The organism is Vibrio splendidus, from assembly GCF_002873455.1.
Lineage (GTDB): Bacteria > Pseudomonadota > Gammaproteobacteria > Enterobacterales > Vibrionaceae > Vibrio > Vibrio splendidus_J.
In genome coordinates this window covers 159,180-177,255 of the sequence record NZ_MCUN01000006.1, presented here as the reverse complement: position 1 = coordinate 177,255, position 18,076 = coordinate 159,180, and the positions used below count along the sequence as shown (strand labels likewise).

Sequence of the window (18,076 nt, the reverse complement as noted above, 5' to 3'; positions counted from 1 at the left end):
TGCGAGGCGAGCCTAATATTTTTTAGCACTTCTTACATGTTGCAGTAAGAGTCACTACACGATTATTAAACTGAGTAGTACAGTTCAAACTCAAGTGGGTGTGTTGCCATGTTCACGCGTTGTACGTCGTCAGATTTCAGTGTGATGTAAGAATCAATGAAATCGTCAGAGAATACGCCGCCAGCTGTTAGGAACTCACGATCGTCGTCTAGCGCTTTAAGTGCTACTTCTAGAGATTCAGCAACGGTTGGGATTTCAGCCGCTTCTTCTGCTGGAAGGTCGTATAGATCTTTATCCATCGCTTCGCCTGGGTGGATCTTGTTCTTGATACCGTCAAGGCCAGCCATCAGCATTGCTGAGTAACATAGGTATGGGTTCGCTGCTGGGTCACCAAAACGTAGCTCGATACGACGTGCTTTCGGGCTTGGTACTACTGGGATACGTATAGAAGCAGAACGGTTACGTGCTGAGTAAGCAAGCATTACCGGAGCTTCAAAACCAGGTACAAGACGCTTGTACGAGTTCGTTGATGGGTTAGCAAATGCGTTGATTGCACGAGCGTGCTTGATTACACCACCGATGTAGTAAAGCGCCATTTCAGATAGGCCGCCGTACTTATCACCAGCAAACAGGTTAACGCCGTCTTTTGCTAGAGATTGGTGAACGTGCATACCAGAACCGTTGTCACCAACGAGTGGCTTAGGCATGAATGTCGCTGTTTTACCAAATGCGTGAGCAACGTTGTGTACAACGTACTTGTAGATTTGAGTCTCATCTGCTTTTGTTGTTAGCGTGTTGAAGCGAGTTGCGATTTCGTTTTGACCCGCAGTTGCTACTTCGTGGTGGTGAGCTTCAACTACTAGACCCATCTCTTCCATTACTAGACACATTGCTGAACGGATGTCTTGAGATGAATCTACAGGAGCTACTGGGAAGTAACCGCCTTTAACGCCAGGACGGTGACCTTTGTTACCACCTTCGATGTCAGAACCTGTGTTCCAAGCTGCTTCTACATCATCAATCTTGAAGAAAGAACCAGACATGTCGTTTGAGAACTTAACGTCATCGAATAGGAAGAATTCTGGCTCTGGACCAACTAGAACTGTGTCTGCGATACCCGTAGAACGTAGGTATTCTTCAGAACGTTTAGCGATAGAGCGTGGGTCACGGTCGTAGCCTTGCATTGTTGCAGGCTCAAGAATGTCACAACGGATGTTTAGCGTTGCGTCTTCTGTGAATGGGTCCAGTACAGCAGAAGCTGCGTCTGGCATCATTACCATGTCAGATTCGTTAATGCCTTTCCAACCAGCTACTGAAGAGCCGTCAAACATTTTACCTTCTTCGAAGAAGTCCGCATCAACTTGGTGAGAAGGAATAGAGATGTGCTGCTCTTTACCTTTTGTATCAGTAAAACGTAAGTCGATAAATTTAACTTCGTTCTCTTGGATCAGGGATAGTACATTTTCTACTGACATCTTGGATAACCTCCAGTGTTATTAATTCGGTATTAGCTCGATTCGGTTGAAACCAGCATTGATTAATGTCTACAAGTGCATTAATCGATGCTGGTTTATCTATAGCCAAAAACGTGCCAAAAAAATTATTCCATTAATTTCAATGATTTAATTGTTTTCTTGTTTCGCTTACTTTGGTTTTTGCACCAAAATGATCTCTACATGCACCTTATTGGTGCAATTACTTGTCAATGCACCAATATGAAACATAAGCGAGCACCATTCAGCAATGAATTGCTTAAGTTGTCAATCCACTTTTGTTATTTTGCCGGAGATTTGGTTGTCCACCTTACGACTGATGCTTTTTTAGAATCCTACGAATTAGACTGCTAGATACTGTACTGAATCAAAGTTAAGCGGATATGAATCGCTAATAAAGAAAAAAGCCTTGGTTGAGATCACATATTTCTGGGTTTTTGTCTAGAATCTGGTATATTATTGACCGTTTTTTAAATCAAGCTAGCGGTTATTATCCAAACAATTGAGATAATTGACGGCTACCTTTTATGAGTGAATCGAGAATCCATGTCTACTCCACAGATTGATAAGTTAAGAAATATCGCGATCATCGCGCACGTTGACCACGGTAAAACGACTTTGGTTGATAAACTACTACAACAGTCAGGCACTCTTGAGTCTCGTGGTGAAGCTGAAGAGCGTGTCATGGATTCGAATGACATCGAAAAAGAGCGTGGCATTACAATCCTTGCTAAGAACACAGCAATTGACTGGAATGATTACCGTATCAACATCGTAGATACCCCTGGACACGCGGACTTCGGTGGTGAAGTTGAACGTATCATGTCTATGGTTGATTCAGTTCTTCTGATCGTTGATGCAGTTGATGGTCCAATGCCTCAAACTCGTTTCGTAACGCAAAAAGCTTTCGCACACGGCCTTAAGCCAATCGTTGTTATCAACAAGATTGACCGTCCTGGTGCTCGTCCTGATTGGGTTATGGACCAAGTATTTGACTTGTTCGACAACCTAGGCGCGACTGATGAGCAACTAGACTTTACTGTTGTTTACGCTTCAGCTCTAAACGGTTGGGCAACAATGGAAGAAGGCGAAGTTGGCACAGACATGGAACCATTGTTCCAAGCTGTTGTTGATACAGTTGAAGCACCTGCAGTTGACCTTGAAGGTCCACTTCAAATGCAAATTTCGCAACTTGATTACAGCTCTTACGTAGGTGTTATCGGTGTTGCTCGTGTTACTCGTGGTTCTGTTAAGCCAAACCAACAAGTAACTATCGTGAATGCTGAAGGCAAAAAACGTAACGGTAAAGTAGGTACTGTACTTGGTTACCTAGGTCTTGAGCGTCACGAAGTAGAACAAGCTAACGCTGGCGACATCATTGCAATCACAGGTCTTGGTGAACTGAAAATTTCAGACACTATCTGTGACGTAAACAATGTTGAAGCAATGGAACCACTGTCTGTTGATGAACCAACAGTAACAATGACTTTCCAAGTAAACACTTCTCCGTTCGCGGGTAAAGAAGGTAAGTTTGTAACTTCACGTAACATCCTTGAGCGTCTTGAAAAAGAATTGGTTCATAACGTTGCACTACGTGTTGAAGAAACTGAAAGTCCAGACCGTTTCCGCGTATCAGGCCGTGGTGAGCTTCACCTTTCTATCCTGATCGAAAACATGCGTCGTGAAGGTTTCGAGCTAGCAGTATCTCGTCCAGAAGTAATCATCAAAGAAGAAGATGGTCAGAAAATGGAACCGTTCGAAACGGTTACTATCGATGTAGTTGAAGAGCACCAAGGTGCGATCATGGAAAGCATCGGTCTACGTAAGGGTGAGCTAACAGATATGGCACCAGATGGTAAAGGCCGTGTTCGCATGGACTTCATGATGCCTTCTCGTGGTCTTATCGGTTTCCAAACTGAATTCCTTACAATGACGTCTGGTTCTGGTCTTATTTACCACTCGTTCGATCACTACGGTCCTTACAAAGGCGGTATCATTGGTCAGCGTAACAACGGTGTTCTAATTTCGAACGCAACGGGTAAAGCACTGACTTACGCATTGTTCTTCCTTCAAGCTCGTGGTCGTCTATTCACAGAGCACGCTGATGAAGTTTATGAAGGTCAAGTAATCGGTATTCACAACCGTTCAAACGACCTGACAGTAAACTGTCTGAAAGGTAAGCAACTAACGAACGTTCGTGCATCTGGTACTGATGAAGCACAAGTTCTTTCTCCACCGATCAAGCACACTCTAGAGCAAGCTCTTGAGTTTATCGATGAAGATGAACTAGTAGAAGTAACGCCACTAAACGTACGTATCCGTAAGAAACTTCTTACTGAAAACGACCGTAAGCGTGCAGCACGTCCAGCTAAGGCTTAATTGCCAGCTGACTAGCTTCTAGCTATCAAGCAATACGTTTTAGAATAAGTAAGAAAGCCCCGAGTAGCCTAGCTGCTCGGGGCTTTTGTTTTATGTGTTGTTTAGCAAAATATCGAGAACCTGAAAGCAACAAGAGATTCCATATCACGTTCGTTCCTCACTGTAGGGAATGACGGAAGGTTGTTTAGATACGAGTAAACGAGATGAGAGATACGAAGAGTGTTTAAGTATTCGTCATCTTCAAGAGGGAGGAACGATTGAGTTGGGGATCTAGGCGTTGATACCTAGGTAGCTTTGAACAAATAGAGCCCGGTCTTCGACTGACATAAATGGCACCTCGACAACCTCATACCCTAACTCTTGATAGACTCTGATTAACGCGTGGTGAATCTCTAACGCTTCCTCAAATGGATAAGGTCTGACATCATCTTGGACATAGATAGAAGCCTCAGGGCGACAGAATAAGACTTGGGAGTGATAGCCCTTGCTTGCTTCTCGGTAGATCGCATCTATCGTTAGATTCGCCTGAGTTAGGTAACCACAGATATCTGGGATAGCGCGATCAAGAAACGCAACTTGTGGCTGGTTAGCTTGTTCTTTTTGCTCGATCATGACGGTTAAACACAAATGAGCAAAGCCCGGTAGGTCTGACCAAGGTAAGATACCGTTCTCAAGTTGGCTCTGCTGTTCTATTAACTGGCGAGAGGACTCAGCGAAGGTTGGGTAACCCGCGTTACCCAAGGCATTGATCAGTTTTGTCTTTCCGGCTCCGGGGCCGCCAGTAATAATGATTGGCTTCATCGTGTCCTGTCTCTGTAGCGCTACTTCTGGTTCAGTTGATCTAGGAACTTATCCGATTCTGCTATCGCGGCATTCATCTGTTCTATTGCGTAGGCGATGTCTTTTTCTAAGCTCATGAATTCGCCCTGCAACGAACCGACAGCGCTCGCATTGAGGTTGTGTTTCAGATAAAGCGTGTTGTCGCGAAGGGTGTTGAGTACCGGGTCCATTTTCTTCTCAGCGCGTTTCATTGCTGAAAGCATGGTCTTGTAAGATGATTGGGTTTCTCGCAGTTTTTGTTCACTCGAACGGCGCAGTGAATCACTGGTGTAGAGGTCTAACTCGCTCTGCCACTCTGCAAACAGCGCATCCGACACATCTTCAATTGCAGCAATACGATCACTGACATTTTGCGCGGCTTTCTCGCTGTCTTGGTATTTATCGTTGATCTGGTTGTACATGTCTTCAAGGTCGCCACCACTGAAGTTAGTCAGGCTACTCAAGGCTTCAAGTGCGCTAGTAAACTCTTCCTGAGCATCCTGCTGTGATTCTTTCGCGTCTTCTACTCTGTCGACCATAATGTCACGTTTGTGGTAACCCACTTGCTCCATTGCGGTGTAATAAGCTGACTGGCATCCAGTAAGAGTAAAAATAGAGAGGACTATAACTATTAAATAAGGCATCCTAGTTTCCTATAGTTAAATAATATCAATCGTAGTAAATAACTGCTCAATCTAGCTTGTTAAAATCCTCGATAACGGCGTTAGAATTTTTGATTGTAGAATAACTACTTATCGAAAAACTCTACCTTGTTCTCAAGCCTTTTTCCTACGCTATTTTTGAACATTGACTTACTGTGATTAATATAACGGAATAATAATTAGGACTATGAACGAGTTACCAGGGAGTTACAAGTTGAAGATAAAAAAGGCAGCCACAGGAAGCATCCAGTTTTCCCGCTATCTTTTGGCGAGGATGACGCACGATAGAGTCAACGTGAACGCGGGCTATTTAGCGTACATTACTCTGCTCTCCATTGTGCCGATGCTGACGGTCCTGCTATCAATTTTATCGTCATTCTCAATCTTTGCTGATGTCGGTCTCGTGATTCAAAACTTTGTCATTACCAACTTTGTTCCTGCGTCAGGGGATGCAGTGCACGGTGCTTTGCTTGAGTTTGTCGCCAATACCGGAAAAATGACCGCCGTCGGTAGTGTGTTTTTATTCGTGGCAGCATTGATGCTGATCTCCAATATTGATAAGAACCTGAACTACATCTGGCGTGTAACGGAAAAGCGACGTGCGGTGCTGTCTTTCTCCATGTATTGGATGGTGTTAACGCTTGGACCTATTTTAGTGGGCGCCAGTATTGCGGCGACCTCCTATGTGACTTCATTGAATTTACTACAGAATGAAGTCGTATCGAGCGCCTTTAATACCGTGATTCGCAAACTTCCTTTGATTCTCTCTTTCTTTGCGTTCTTCGGTTTATATCTTCTCGTTCCAAACAAAAAGATACACTTTTCTCATGCAGCAGCAGGCTCTTTGGTTGCGGCAATTCTGTTTGAATTAAGTAAGAAAGGTTTTGCGGCTTATATTACTCAATTTCCTTCTTACCAATTGATTTACGGTGCCTTAGCGGCGATTCCGATTCTTTTTGTTTGGGTTTATTTGTGCTGGTTAATCGTGTTAGTGGGTGCTGAAGTGACCGCTGCGCTTGGCGAGCACGAACAGTGGAGTGACACGCAAGAAATGGTACACTCGTCGGATAAAGACAAAATCACAGAGCAAGGAAACAACAGTGATAGCACTGATCCAGAGAGTAAGTGAAGCTGCCGTCCGTGTTGATGGCGAAGTAGTGGGTGAGATAGAACAAGGCTTATTAGTTCTATTAGGCGTCGAAAAAGGTGATGACGAATCCAAAGCTAAACGTTTGATGGAACGAGTGACCACTTATCGTGTCTTTGGAGATGAAGACGATAAAATGAATCTCAATGTGAAGCAGGTGGAAGGCAAGGTGCTTGTGGTTTCTCAATTCACTCTGCCAGCCGATACCAAGAAAGGCACACGAGCAGGATTTTCTCGTGGCGCTCCCCCAGAAGATGCCGAGCGTCTTTACAACTATTTCTCTGACCAGTGTGAATCAGTGTTGCCAACGGAACGTGGCCGATTCGCAGCCGACATGAAAGTGTCTTTGGTTAATGATGGCCCAGTAACATTCTGGCTGCAGGTTTAGGCTTAAAGGAATAAGCATGTTTAAACTCATAACACCGACCACCGAAAATCAACTGAACAAGTATTACCATTTTCGTTGGCAAATGCTCCGTGAACCTTGGCGAATGCCGGTAGGATCTGAGCGCGATGAATATGACCCAATGAGCCACCATCGCATGATTGTCGATGGTCGAGGTCGTCCAATGGCGATTGGTCGTCTCTATATCACACCAGATCTAGAGGGGCAGATTCGCTATATGGCGGTGAAGAACTCTCGCCAAAGTAAGGGCATGGGCTCACTTATCTTGGTTGCGCTTGAGTCACTAGCGCGTCAAGAAGGGGCGAAGCGTTTGGTGTGTAATGCACGTGAAGATGCGATCTCATTCTATGAGAAGAATGAGTTTGAACGCCGTGGCGAAATCAACGACCAGCGTGGCCCTGTGCGTCACCAACAGATGGTGAAACCTCTTGACCCTATGGCTGATGTACTCCGCAAACCAGAGTGGTGTAATGAACTTCAGCAGCGTTGGGAAAATCAAATCCCGATCAGTGACAAGATGGGCATCAAGATTAATCAATACACAGGCTATCAGTTTGAGTGTAGTGCTCAGTTGAATCCAAACCTTAACCCTCATAACACCATGTTTGCTGGCTCCGCCTTTACCTTGGCGACTCTAACGGGTTGGGGAATGACTTGGTTACTTATGAAAGAGCGTGGGCTGACCGGTGATATCGTACTGGCAGACAGCAATATTCGTTATCGTCACCCCGTCGAGCAAAACCCAGTCGCTTCTACCTCATTGGATGGTATCAGTGGCGATTTGGATCGCCTCGCATCAGGCAGAAAGGCTCGTATCATCATTCACGTGACCATTAATAGTGGCGATGTGGAAGCGGTAGAGTTTACGGGAACCTATATGCTGATCCCTGACTACAAAAAGAGGTTATCAACAGACACCAATGTAAGCGTATAGCGGACACTCGTAACGCTGTTGATTAAGTAAGATATTGATTGAAGGCGCTACTCCTGTGGAGTGGCGCTTTTTTGTTGGCAGTCGTTAATCTCGGAATACTCAGCTTGGGTGAGCTTTCCTGATATTTGGTGGCATTGGTCCGATAACGAAATGGATAGCGTGTGTTGCTCGATTTTAAGCAAGTCGAGCTCTCCAGAGACCTCACCGTTGAGCGTTTGAACTCTTTGTGTACCTTGCTCTGCTGCGGATGCACCAATAATGTGCATTGGTTCGAGCGTGAAGCGACCACGGTCAAAATTCGCATTAAGCTCTGGGATTTCAAACACGTTATCAGTCGATGTTTCAGAAAGTTTATCGTTAAAGGTCATCACACCTTGGCGAACACTGCCAGTGAGTTGCCCTGTGGTTGAATAGCCGAACATCAACGAATCGCCATACAAGCCTGCGGCTTGAAGTTCAAACTCACCATAGCCGGTTGCATCGAGCGGTAATTCGAGTTGCTGCAGCATGGGTGCTATGGGTAACCCATCGGCAGAGATATCTAAGCTCCATGGCTTACTGATTTGGTTGAAGTCGAGTGTTGCGTTGGCTTCAATATAGCCGTGCTTTAGTGGCATAAACAGGCGTGTCAGCGTCCATTTTCCTTGTTCGCTATTCATTTCAACCACGGGCTGAACACTAACAATATTTTGATAGCTGGCATCGTTGGCGCTAACCATCAACTTGCCTTGCCACAGTCCTAACTTTCTCTGTTGCAGCAGTTGAATCTGATGTCCTTCGACATGCAGCCCTGAGACCTGCCAGTAAGGTTTGTTTGCGAGTTGGATAAGTTGGCTACGTTCTATATTAAGTCGGCCAATAGAGGCTTGCTGAAGCTGTGTCAGCCAAGGTAATAGGCGAGCGGATGGTAGAACTTTATCTTGGCTTTCCGTAATCCACTTTATGCCTTGTAGGTCGAGCTGCGCTAATTGGATGCTGCTAGGGGTGACTTCGCCATTAAGTTGAATACTGCCTTGTAGGAATTGAGTATAGAAGTCTTCAATCAAAATTTGGTTTGGGCCTAAATTGAGCTTGATACTTGGTTCTATGAACATGTCATCGTCAATGGTGACTCCCTCTGCTTGCAGAGAGAAAATAGCTTTCTGTTGCTTCCACAGCTCAAAGGGCAGTTGAATATTCTCTAGTGATGCATCAAAGGCTGCGAGGTGGCCATCGTTCCATTCCACATCGCTACGCAGAATATCTAAGCTATTGATGTGATTGATCTGAATACCTGCTACATCCCATTCTTTGCTTCGTAGGCTTTGGGTCTGTTTCTGATTGAGCCGTAAGCCATCGACGGTCACATTCACCAGCGACCAATCTTGCTGATACTGCTCTGCTTGTCCGGAAATCTTGGCGCCGCGCCAGTCAAAGGAAGCGCCATAAAGCGTGCTGTCGCTGGATTTTAGGTCTAGGTCAATCAACAGATTATCGAAGGCTTCTCCCTGCCAATAGAGCTGCGTGACTGAGAGTTGGATTTTGCCATAGGGCAGCAATGCGTTGTTGTTTCTGCTGCTGTTGCTATTGCTGTTGTCCCGCGTTGGATCGGAGATCTGGAGGTCGATGCCTCGCGCATTAAAGTCTGGGGTCGAAAAGTCGAGATTATTGATGGCTAGCTGATGGAGCCTGATGTTTGGTTGGATGAATAACGGCGTGAATGTCTCTAGATCGCTTATTTCCAACTGTAGGCCACTGATCAAGACGGAGTCCAAGACCAGCTTAGCTTCTGTAATCGAGCTGGGACTGAACCAAAGATCGATTTTGTCGATATATAGAGGCTTTTGTTTTTCTGGTTGGCTTTGGGTAATGCCCATCAAGGTGATGTGATAAGGCGCCTGATACTCGACATCTTCAATGAGCACCGGTTGTTCAATCGTATGCTTGATAAAAAAGTTAGCAACATCAGCTCGGTATTGAGTCTGTAGGCTTAATAACAACGCTGCGATAGTCGCAACGATGATGGCCACTACAATGCCGATCACCATGAATACCTTTTTCATTCCCTGAAAGCCTTAAATTTCAATAGTCTCAAAACAGAGTGGAACAAAAAGGGGCAAGCAGCAACAAAAAAGCCCCTCAAAAGAGGGGCTTGCTACAAAAAAATCACTTTAAATTGGGCGTTCGCTTTTGGCTAAGCCCGAGCAGATGGTGGACTAGTCTAGTTGCGGGCCTGCAGCAACCAGTGACTTACCTTCAGCGTTGTCTGTGTACTTATCAAAGTTGTTGATGAAGCGCTCTGCTAGATCTTTCGCTTTGCTTTCCCACTGTAGTGGGTCAGTGTAAGTATCACGTGGGTCAAGAATCGCTGGGTCAACATCGTGCAACGCTAGCGGTACTTCTAGGTTAAACATAGGGATAACCTTAGTCTCAGCTTGGTCGATTGAGCCATCTAGGATAGCGTCGATGATGCCACGAGTATCTTGGATAGAGATACGTTTTCCTGTGCCATTCCAACCTGTGTTCACTAGGTAAGCTTCAGCGCCAGCCGCTTCCATACGCTTCACAAGCACTTCAGCGTACTGAGTTGGGTGAAGAGTTAGGAATGCCGCACCAAATGCTGCAGAGAACGTTGGTGTTGGTTCAGTAATACCGCGCTCTGTGCCCGCTAGTTTCGCAGTGAAGCCGGATAGGAAGTGGTACTTAGTTTGCTCTGGAGTCAGCTTCGATACTGGTGGTAGTACACCAAACGCATCCGCTGTTAAGAAGATAACTTTTTGAGCGTGACCTGCTTTTGATACTGGCTTAACAATGTTGTCGATGTGGTGAATCGGGTAAGAAACACGAGTGTTCTCTGTTTTTGAACCGTCATCAAAATCGATAGAACCATCGCCACGAACCGTTACGTTTTCTAGTAGCGCATCGCGACGGATTGCGTTGTAGATTTCAGGTTCAGCTTCTTTAGATAGACGAATTGTCTTCGCGTAACAACCACCTTCAAAGTTGAAGATACCATCGTCGTCCCAACCGTGTTCATCATCACCGATTAGCTCACGTTTAGGATCCGTTGATAGGGTCGTTTTACCTGTACCTGACAGACCGAAGAATACGGCTACGTCGCCTTTCTCGCCTACGTTGGCACTACAGTGCATTGAAGCAATGCCTTGCAGAGGAAGTAGGTAGTTCATCATTGCGAACATGCCTTTCTTCATTTCACCGCCGTACCAAGTACCACCGATGATTTGAACGCGCTCTGTTAGGTTGAAAGCAACGAAGTTCTCAGAGTTTAGACCCTGTTTTTCCCAGTTAGGGTTGGTTGTTTTAGCACCGTTCATTACCACGAAATCAGGTTCGAACGTTGCGAGTTCTTCGTCAGTTGGACGAATGAACATGTTCTTAACGAAGTGCGCTTGCCACGCTACTTCAGTGATAATACGCACACTTAAACGTGTATCTGGGTTAGCACCACAATAACCGTCGATGACAAACAGGCGCTTGCCAGATAGCTGAGTCGTCACAAGCTCTTTCAGCTCACTCCAAACTTCAGTTGTAATCGGTTTGTTGTCATTTTTGCCTTGATCTGACCACCACATGGTATCGCGCGTAGTGTCATCTTTTACAATGTACTTATCTTTTGGTGAGCGTCCAGTAAAGATACCAGTGTCAACTGCAACAGAGCCTAGTTCCGTTACTACGCCTTTTTCGTAGCCTTCCAAACCTGGCAGTGTTTCTTCAACGAATAACTGCTCGTAGCTAGGATTACGAAGAACTTCAGTAACGCCAGTCAGTCCGTGCTTAGTTAGATCAATTTGTGCAGCCTTAGTATGTTCCATAACGGTCATAGGTGCTCCTTGTAGGATATTTTGTAGGGATTTTGTATAAATTTTTATTGTTATCTGCTCACCATGCTAACAACGAGGCTCGGGGGAAACAGGGATATAGCTCAAAAAATACCCATATTAACCGTGAGGTTTTAAGCGCCTCGTCACATATTGGCCCGACTAGTCTATCCTGTACGCAAACCTTTGCGCTAGGGGCGAGAACATTATTAATCGATTAAAATTAAGCGGTGATTTTATTACGAGATGTTACGGGCTTTGCGCTATTTTGATCACAAAAAAGGCCAGCTGAGTGCTGACCTTTTTGGGGTAAATTACGTGTTTTTGGTGCGCTGTAAATTAATGAACCGTATTGTCGCCTTTATCTGCTGCTTCTGCGTACAGTGCGTCAACGTCGTTCTTGTCGAACGAGTAGTTTGTGCCACAGTAATCACAATGAAGACCAACACTACCTTCTGTACTCAGGATGTCGTAGATCTCCTCTTGAGCAACAGTAATGATAGCGGCGCCACTGCGTTGACGAGAACAACCACAGAAGAACTCGACAGGTTGAGGGGTAAACACCTGAACCTTCTCTTGGTTGTATAGGCGGTACAACAAATCATTTGCTTCTAGAGAGAATAGCTCTTCGTTTTTAACGGTGTCAGTTAACTGCTCTAGGTGTTCGAAGTCATCTGGTGTGCCCGTGCCGTCTGGCATAACCTGCAACAACATACCCGCAGCGTGTGCTTTACCTTCGTGCTCGCCCGTGCGTAACCATAGACGAGTCTTTAGCTGCTCAGAGTTTGCGAAGTAACCTTCAAGGACTTCAGATAGAGTGTCACCTTCAAGACCAACGATACCTTGGTAACGCTCACCTTTCTTAGGATCGATAGTGATCACTAGGTGGCCTTTACCCATAAGGTCGTGTAAGCCAGCGTCATCGGCAATGTCACCGTCAAAGCGAGCAACACCACGAATCTTCTGATCGTTATCGCCATTAATAACAGCTAGAGATACTGGGCCATCACCTTGCAGTTGCATCGTGATAGAGCCTTCAAACTTTAGAGTCGCAGTTAGTAGCGTCGTTGAAACCAGTAGCTCACCCAACAGCTTTTGTACTGGCGCTGGGTATTCCTTGCTAGAAATAATCTGTTGGTACGCTTCGTCCATTTGTACCAATTCACCACGTACTGATAGGTCTTCAAATAGGTAGCGATTTAAAACATTACTTGTAGACATTGGGTCTGCCATTTGGCTATTCCTTCTAGCTTATTGAGTCTTGAACTTGATGATGTCACGACGTTGCTTTTTATCTGGGCGACGTTCTGGTGCTGGGCTATGAGCATTTAGCTTGCGTTGTTGTGCAAACTCCTCTCTTTTTGCCAAGCTTTCGGTGGTTTCTTCATAGAGGGTTTGAGCGACTGGCGCCCCGCCACGGTGTGCGGATATCTTCTCTATGGTGACCGTCTTTTCTTCATTCCCTTGGCGCAGGGTAATCACTGCCCCAAGTTCTACGATTTTGCTGGGTTTGCTGCGCTGACCATTATAGTGGACTTTGCCACCATCGACCATGTTGCGAGCAATTGAACGAGTCTTATAAAAGCGTGCTGCCCACAACCATTTATCGAGTCTGACAGCTTCATTAGTCGTTTTCATATAGGACAGTGCCTTTTCAGTTAGAAATGAATGTGGTTTAACTGTTAATCACAGTATGCAACTTATTTTATTTGATGACGCTTATCACATTTAGTAGAAGCTTATGTGGAGGCGATTGGCTTTTTTTTCAAGGAAGATTACAAAATAGCTCAGGTAATGCCGATTTATAGATTTGCTATGATATAGTTCAGGATCTTATGCTTTTAATAAGCAGGAACAGAATTTATGAACAAAAAAGCTGATAGTTTAATAGGTTACAGCTTTCTTCGTTATAGAAAGGGTTAGGGAACGTGAACTTTTTAGAGCTCAAACTTCGCATGGATAACTCTCCGGTGCTGAGCCGATTTTTAGAGAATGGATTTTTACTCCAGCAGAAACTGAGCCTTGTTCTTTGTTGTGTGTTGATCGCAGCGTCCGCATGGATTTTAGGACAGCTTGCATGGTTTATTGAACCTGCTGAGCAAACCGTCGTGCCATGGGTTGCAGCGGCTTCATCGTCTTCAACGCCTCAATCGACTCTTGATATCTCTTCTTTACAGCAGAGCAATATGTTTGGTGCTTATAACCCAACCACGGCTCCTGTTGTTGAACAGCAAGTTATCCAAGATGCACCTAAGACGCGATTGAATTTGGTTTTGGTGGGCGCGGTAGCGAGCTCTAATCCAAAGCTGAGCTTGGCTGTGATTGCTAATCGCGGCACGCAAGCAACCTACGGAATTAACGAAGAGATAGAAGGTACCAGAGCTAAGCTCAAAGCTGTATTAGTCGATCGTGTGATCATTGATAACTCTGGGCGAGACGAAACCCTGATGCTTGAAGGTATTGAGTACAAGCGTTTGTCTGTATCAGCGCCCGCGCCACCTCGTACCTCTTCTTCTGTTCGTGGCAATAACCCAGCTTCTGCAGAACAGAAGCTAGATGAAATTAAAGCGAAGATAATGAAAGATCCACAACAAATCTTCCAATATGTTCGACTGTCTCAGGTGAAGCGCGACGATAAAGTGATCGGTTATCGTGTGAGCCCGGGCAAAGATTCAGAACTTTTTAACTCGGTAGGGCTCCAAAACGGAGATATTGCGACTCAGTTAAATGGACAAGACCTGACAGACCCAGCCGCTATGGGCAACATATTCCGTTCTATCTCAGAGCTGACAGAGCTAAACCTCGTCGTCGAGAGAGATGGTCAACAACATGAAGTGTTTATTGAATTTTAAAACTTTGCGTCTAACGAAGGACGAAAGTGTAGGAGAAGTACGTGAAGCATTGGTTTAAGAAAAGTGCATGGTTATTGGCAGGAAGCTTAATCTGCACACCCGCAGCCATCGCTAGTGATTTTAGTGCCAGTTTTAAAGGCACTGATATTCAAGAGTTTATTAATATTGTTGGTCGTAACCTAGAGAAGACGATCATCGTTGACCCTTCGGTGCGCGGAAAAATCGATGTACGCAGCTACGACGTACTCAATGAAGAGCAATATTACAGCTTCTTCCTAAACGTATTGGAAGTGTATGGCTACGCGGTCGTTGAAATGGACTCGGGTGTTCTTAAGATCATCAAAGCCAAAGATTCTAAAACGTCGGCAATTCCAGTCGTTGGAGACAGTGACACGATCAAAGGCGACAATGTGGTGACACGTGTTGTGACGGTTCGTAATGTTTCAGTACGTGAACTTTCTCCTCTGCTTCGTCAACTGAACGACAATGCAGGTGCGGGTAACGTTGTGCACTACGACCCAGCCAACATCATCCTTATTACAGGCCGAGCGGCGGTAGTAAACCGTTTAGCTGAAATCATCAAGCGTGTTGACCAAGCGGGTGATAAAGAGATTGAAGTCGTTGAACTAAAGAATGCTTCTGCGGCAGAAATGGTACGTATCGTTGATGCTCTGAGTAAAACCACGGATGCTAAAAACACACCTGCCTTCCTACAACCTAAATTAGTTGCTGATGAGCGTACTAATGCGATTCTTATCTCAGGCGACCCTAAGGTACGCAGCCGATTAAGAAGGCTGATTGAACAGCTTGATGTTGAAATGGCAACCAAGGGCAACAACCAAGTTATTTATCTTAAGTATGCAAAAGCAGAAGATTTAGTTGATGTGCTGAAAGGCGTGTCGGACAACCTGCAATCAGAAAAGCAATCTTCAACCAAAGGCAGTTCATCGCAACGCAACCAAGTGATGATCTCAGCTCACAGTGACACCAACTCGTTGGTCATTACCGCACAACCAGACATCATGAACGCGCTACAAGAGGTGATCGCACAGCTGGATATTCGTCGTGCTCAAGTATTGATTGAAGCCCTAATTGTCGAGATGGCAGAGGGTGACGGCATCAACCTTGGTGTGCAATGGGGTTCTCTAGAGCATGGTGGTGCGATTCAATTTTCTAATAGTGGGCCCAAAATTGGTGAGGTAATGGTTGGTTTAGAAGAAGCAAAAGATCAAACAAGTACAGAATACTACACCGATAACAATGGCAATAGAGTTCCATATGATGTTACAGAACCTGGTGATTACTCGACCTTAGCTTCTGCTTTAGGTGGCCTAAATGGTGCTGCATTACCTCTTGTTATGGGTGACTGGACGGCATTGATTAGCGCCGTTTCGACAGACTCAAACTCAAATATTCTTTCTTCTCCAAGTATTACTGTAATGGACAATGGAGAAGCTTCATTCATAGTGGGTGAAGAAGTTCCGGTTCTGACTGGATCTACCGCAGGTTCAAGTAACGATAACCCATTCCAGACCGTTGAGCGCAAAGAGGTGGGTATCAAGCTGAAAGTGATACCACAAATTAATGAAGGTAACTCAGTACAACTAAATATTGAGCAAGAAGTGTCAAATGTATTAGGTGCAAATGGTGCGGTTGATGTTCGCTTTGCTAAGCGTCAACTGAACACGTCAGTAATCATTGAAGATGGTCAGATGTTGGTCTTGGGTGGTTTGATTGATGAGCGTGCTCTGGAAAGTGAAGCTAAGGTACCATTCTTGGGTGATATTCCATTTCTTGGACATTTGTTCAAATCAACCAGCACTCAGGTTGAGAAAAAGAACTTAATGGTCTTCATCAAACCAACCATTATTCGTGATGGTATGACAGCCGATGGTATCACACAGCGCAAATACAACTTCATCCGTGCTGAGCAGTTATACAAGGCAGAGCAGGGTTTGAAACTACTGGATGATGATAACATCCCGGTATTGCCTAAATTTGGCGCTGATATGAATCATCCGGCTGAAATTCAAGCCTTCATCGATCAAATGGAACAAGAATAATGGCTGAATTGGTAGGGGCGGCAAGTACTTATCAGCGCTTGCCGTTTAGCTTTGCGAATCGCTATAAGATGGTGTTGGAGTATCAACATCCAGAGCGCGCACCGATACTTTATTATGTTGAGCCACTGAAATCGGCGGCGATCATTGAAGTGAGTCGTGTGGTGAAAAATGGTTTCACGCCACAAGCGATTACTCTAGATGAGTTTGATAAAAAACTGACCGATGCTTATCAGCGCGACTCGTCAGAAGCTCGTCAACTCATGGAAGACATTGGTGCTGATAGTGATGATTTCTTCTCACTAGCGGAAGAACTACCCCAAGATGAGGATCTGCTTGAGTCAGAAGACGACGCGCCAATCATCAAGTTAATCAATGCGATGCTGGGTGAGGCGATCAAAGAGGGTGCTTCGGATATACACATCGAAACCTTTGAGAAGTCGTTGTCGATCCGTTTCCGTGTTGATGGTGTGCTGCGTGATGTTTTAGCGCCAAGCCGTAAACTGGCTCCGTTATTGGTTTCGCGTGTCAAGGTTATGGCTAAACTGGACATTGCTGAAAAACGCGTGCCACAAGATGGTCGTATTTCTCTGCGTATTGGTGGACGAGCAGTTGATGTTCGTGTTTCAACCATGCCTTCTTCGCACGGTGAGCGTGTGGTAATGCGTCTGTTGGATAAAAACGCCACTCGCTTAGATTTGCACAGTTTAGGTATGACAGCAGAGAACCACGAAAACTTCCGTAAGCTGATTCAGCGCCCACACGGCATTATTTTGGTGACCGGCCCGACAGGTTCAGGTAAATCGACGACCTTGTACGCTGGTCTGCAAGAACTCAACAGTAATGAACGAAACATTTTAACCGTTGAAGACCCAATCGAATTCGATATCGATGGCATTGGTCAAACACAAGTGAACCCTAAGGTTGATATGACCTTTGCGCGAGGCTTACGTGCCATTCTTCGTCAAGATCCTGATGTGGTTATGATTGGTGAGATACGTGATTTGGAGACCGCTGAGATCGCTGTTCAAGCTTCTTTAACGGGTCACTTAGTTATGTCGACCCTTCACACCAATACAGCAATCGGTGCGATCACGCGTCTGCGTGATATGGGCATTGAACCTTTCTTAATCTCTTCTTCGCTGCTGGGTGTTTTGGCTCAGCGCTTGGTTCGTACTTTATGTAACGAATGTAAAGAACCTTATGAAGCCGATAAAGAGCAGAAGAAACTGTTTGGGTTGAAGAAGAAAGAAAGCCTGACGCTTTACCATGCCAAAGGTTGTGAAGAGTGTGGCCATAAGGGATACAGAGGCCGTACCGGTATTCATGAGCTGCTGATGATTGATGACTCAGTACAAGAGTTGATTCACAGTGAAGCGGGTGAACAGGCGATTGAAAAAGCAATTCGTGGCACAACACCAAGTATTCGAGATGATGGCTTGAGCAAAGTTCTGAAAGGGGTAACTTCCCTAGAAGAAGTGATGCGTGTGACCAAGGAAGTCTAGT

Annotated in this window: 14 protein-coding genes; 7 read left to right on the top strand and 7 right to left on the bottom strand. The window is 45.2% G+C overall.

The features are described 5' to 3' along the window. Window positions 1-65: 65 nt before the first annotated feature. Window positions 66-1,475: a glutamate--ammonia ligase gene (gene glnA, locus BCU75_RS04080; RefSeq protein WP_004735585.1), complete on the bottom strand. Its 1,410-nt coding sequence runs from the start codon at window positions 1,473-1,475 to the stop codon at window positions 66-68. 564 nt (window positions 1,476-2,039) lie between these two features. Between glnA and typA the strand changes: the two genes are divergently transcribed. Beyond that, on the top strand, window positions 2,040-3,872 hold the full coding sequence (gene typA, locus BCU75_RS04070) for a translational GTPase TypA (protein ID WP_004735586.1): 1,833 nt from the start codon (window positions 2,040-2,042) through the stop codon (window positions 3,870-3,872). A 270-nt stretch (window positions 3,873-4,142) separates the two neighbouring features. Here typA and BCU75_RS04065 read toward each other — a convergent pair whose 3' ends face one another. Together BCU75_RS04065 and BCU75_RS04060 are read right to left on the bottom strand one after the other, a co-directional pair. After that, the gene (locus BCU75_RS04065; protein ID WP_102472996.1) at window positions 4,143-4,673 is read right to left on the bottom strand and encodes an AAA family ATPase; all 531 of its coding nucleotides are present in this window, start codon (window positions 4,671-4,673) and stop codon (window positions 4,143-4,145) included. Between the two features lie 20 nt (window positions 4,674-4,693). Beyond that, window positions 4,694-5,335, bottom strand: coding sequence for a DUF2959 domain-containing protein (locus BCU75_RS04060; protein ID WP_102472995.1), 642 nt, complete (start codon window positions 5,333-5,335; stop codon window positions 4,694-4,696). A 205-nt stretch (window positions 5,336-5,540) separates the two neighbouring features. Between BCU75_RS04060 and BCU75_RS04055 the strand changes: the two genes are divergently transcribed. The 3 genes from BCU75_RS04055 to BCU75_RS04045 are packed head-to-tail and all read left to right on the top strand — an operon-like array spanning window position 5,541 to window position 7,840. Then, on the top strand, window positions 5,541-6,482 hold the full coding sequence (locus tag BCU75_RS04055) for a virulence factor BrkB family protein (protein ID WP_102472994.1): 942 nt from the start codon (window positions 5,541-5,543) through the stop codon (window positions 6,480-6,482). Next, the gene (gene dtd / locus BCU75_RS04050; RefSeq protein ID WP_076676002.1) at window positions 6,454-6,888 is read left to right on the top strand and encodes a D-aminoacyl-tRNA deacylase; all 435 of its coding nucleotides are present in this window, start codon (window positions 6,454-6,456) and stop codon (window positions 6,886-6,888) included. Before BCU75_RS04055 ends, dtd begins: the two co-directional genes overlap by 29 nt. Window positions 6,889-6,904: 16 nt before the next feature. Then, the gene (locus BCU75_RS04045; RefSeq protein ID WP_076676004.1) at window positions 6,905-7,840 is read left to right on the top strand and encodes a bifunctional GNAT family N-acetyltransferase/hotdog fold thioesterase; all 936 of its coding nucleotides are present in this window, start codon (window positions 6,905-6,907) and stop codon (window positions 7,838-7,840) included. 47 nt (window positions 7,841-7,887) lie between these two features. Here the strand turns inward: BCU75_RS04045 and BCU75_RS04040 are convergent, their stop codons facing one another. The 4 genes from BCU75_RS04040 to hslR form a co-directional block, all read right to left on the bottom strand. Beyond that, a complete protein-coding gene (locus tag BCU75_RS04040; protein WP_102472993.1) occupies window positions 7,888-9,882 on the bottom strand; it encodes an AsmA family protein in 1,995 nt (664 codons plus the stop codon). Window positions 9,883-10,035: 153 nt separating this feature from the next. Next, window positions 10,036-11,661, bottom strand: a complete 1,626-nt coding sequence (pckA, locus tag BCU75_RS04035; protein ID WP_076676008.1) for a phosphoenolpyruvate carboxykinase (ATP) — start codon at window positions 11,659-11,661, stop codon at window positions 10,036-10,038. A 336-nt stretch (window positions 11,662-11,997) separates the two neighbouring features. Further along, a complete protein-coding gene (hslO, locus tag BCU75_RS04025) occupies window positions 11,998-12,891 on the bottom strand; it encodes an Hsp33 family molecular chaperone HslO (protein ID WP_076676012.1) in 894 nt (297 codons plus the stop codon). Between the two features lie 18 nt (window positions 12,892-12,909). Then, window positions 12,910-13,296, bottom strand: coding sequence for a ribosome-associated heat shock protein Hsp15 (gene hslR, locus BCU75_RS04020; protein WP_004735595.1), 387 nt, complete (start codon window positions 13,294-13,296; stop codon window positions 12,910-12,912). A 317-nt stretch (window positions 13,297-13,613) separates the two neighbouring features. On the opposite strand from hslR, the gene gspC reads away from it, so the two are divergent. Genes gspC through gspE form a run of 3 tightly spaced genes read left to right on the top strand, consistent with a single transcriptional unit; the run spans window position 13,614 to window position 18,075 of the window. Beyond that, window positions 13,614-14,510 carry a type II secretion system protein GspC gene (gene gspC / locus BCU75_RS04015; protein WP_076676014.1) on the top strand — a complete coding sequence of 299 codons (897 nt, stop codon included), beginning with the start codon at window positions 13,614-13,616 and terminating at the stop codon, window positions 14,508-14,510. 41 nt (window positions 14,511-14,551) lie between these two features. Further along, on the top strand, window positions 14,552-16,573 hold the full coding sequence (gene gspD, locus BCU75_RS04010; protein WP_076676016.1) for a type II secretion system secretin GspD: 2,022 nt from the start codon (window positions 14,552-14,554) through the stop codon (window positions 16,571-16,573). Beyond that, on the top strand, window positions 16,573-18,075 hold the full coding sequence (gspE, locus tag BCU75_RS04005) for a type II secretion system ATPase GspE (RefSeq protein WP_076676018.1): 1,503 nt from the start codon (window positions 16,573-16,575) through the stop codon (window positions 18,073-18,075). Before gspD ends, gspE begins: the two co-directional genes overlap by 1 nt. The last annotated feature ends 1 nt before the right edge of the window (window position 18,076 follow it).

Excerpts from the sequence above, each read along its gene's own strand:
- glnA (WP_004735585.1), bottom strand. The coding sequence starts at position 1,475 with ATGTCAGTAGAAAATGTACTATCCCTGATCCAAGAGAACGAAGTTAAA.
- typA (WP_004735586.1), top strand. The coding sequence starts at position 2,040 with ATGTCTACTCCACAGATTGATAAGTTAAGAAATATCGCGATCATCGCG.
- BCU75_RS04065 (WP_102472996.1), bottom strand. The coding sequence starts at position 4,673 with ATGAAGCCAATCATTATTACTGGCGGCCCCGGAGCCGGAAAGACAAAA.
- BCU75_RS04060 (WP_102472995.1), bottom strand. The coding sequence starts at position 5,335 with ATGCCTTATTTAATAGTTATAGTCCTCTCTATTTTTACTCTTACTGGA.
- BCU75_RS04055 (WP_102472994.1), top strand. The coding sequence starts at position 5,541 with ATGAACGAGTTACCAGGGAGTTACAAGTTGAAGATAAAAAAGGCAGCC.
- BCU75_RS04045 (WP_076676004.1), top strand. The coding sequence starts at position 6,905 with ATGTTTAAACTCATAACACCGACCACCGAAAATCAACTGAACAAGTAT.
- BCU75_RS04040 (WP_102472993.1), bottom strand. The coding sequence starts at position 9,882 with ATGAAAAAGGTATTCATGGTGATCGGCATTGTAGTGGCCATCATCGTT.
- pckA (WP_076676008.1), bottom strand. The coding sequence starts at position 11,661 with ATGACCGTTATGGAACATACTAAGGCTGCACAAATTGATCTAACTAAG.
- hslO (WP_076676012.1), bottom strand. The coding sequence starts at position 12,891 with ATGGCAGACCCAATGTCTACAAGTAATGTTTTAAATCGCTACCTATTT.
- hslR (WP_004735595.1), bottom strand. The coding sequence starts at position 13,296 with ATGAAAACGACTAATGAAGCTGTCAGACTCGATAAATGGTTGTGGGCA.
- gspC (WP_076676014.1), top strand. The coding sequence starts at position 13,614 with ATGGATAACTCTCCGGTGCTGAGCCGATTTTTAGAGAATGGATTTTTA.
- gspE (WP_076676018.1), top strand. The coding sequence starts at position 16,573 with ATGGCTGAATTGGTAGGGGCGGCAAGTACTTATCAGCGCTTGCCGTTT.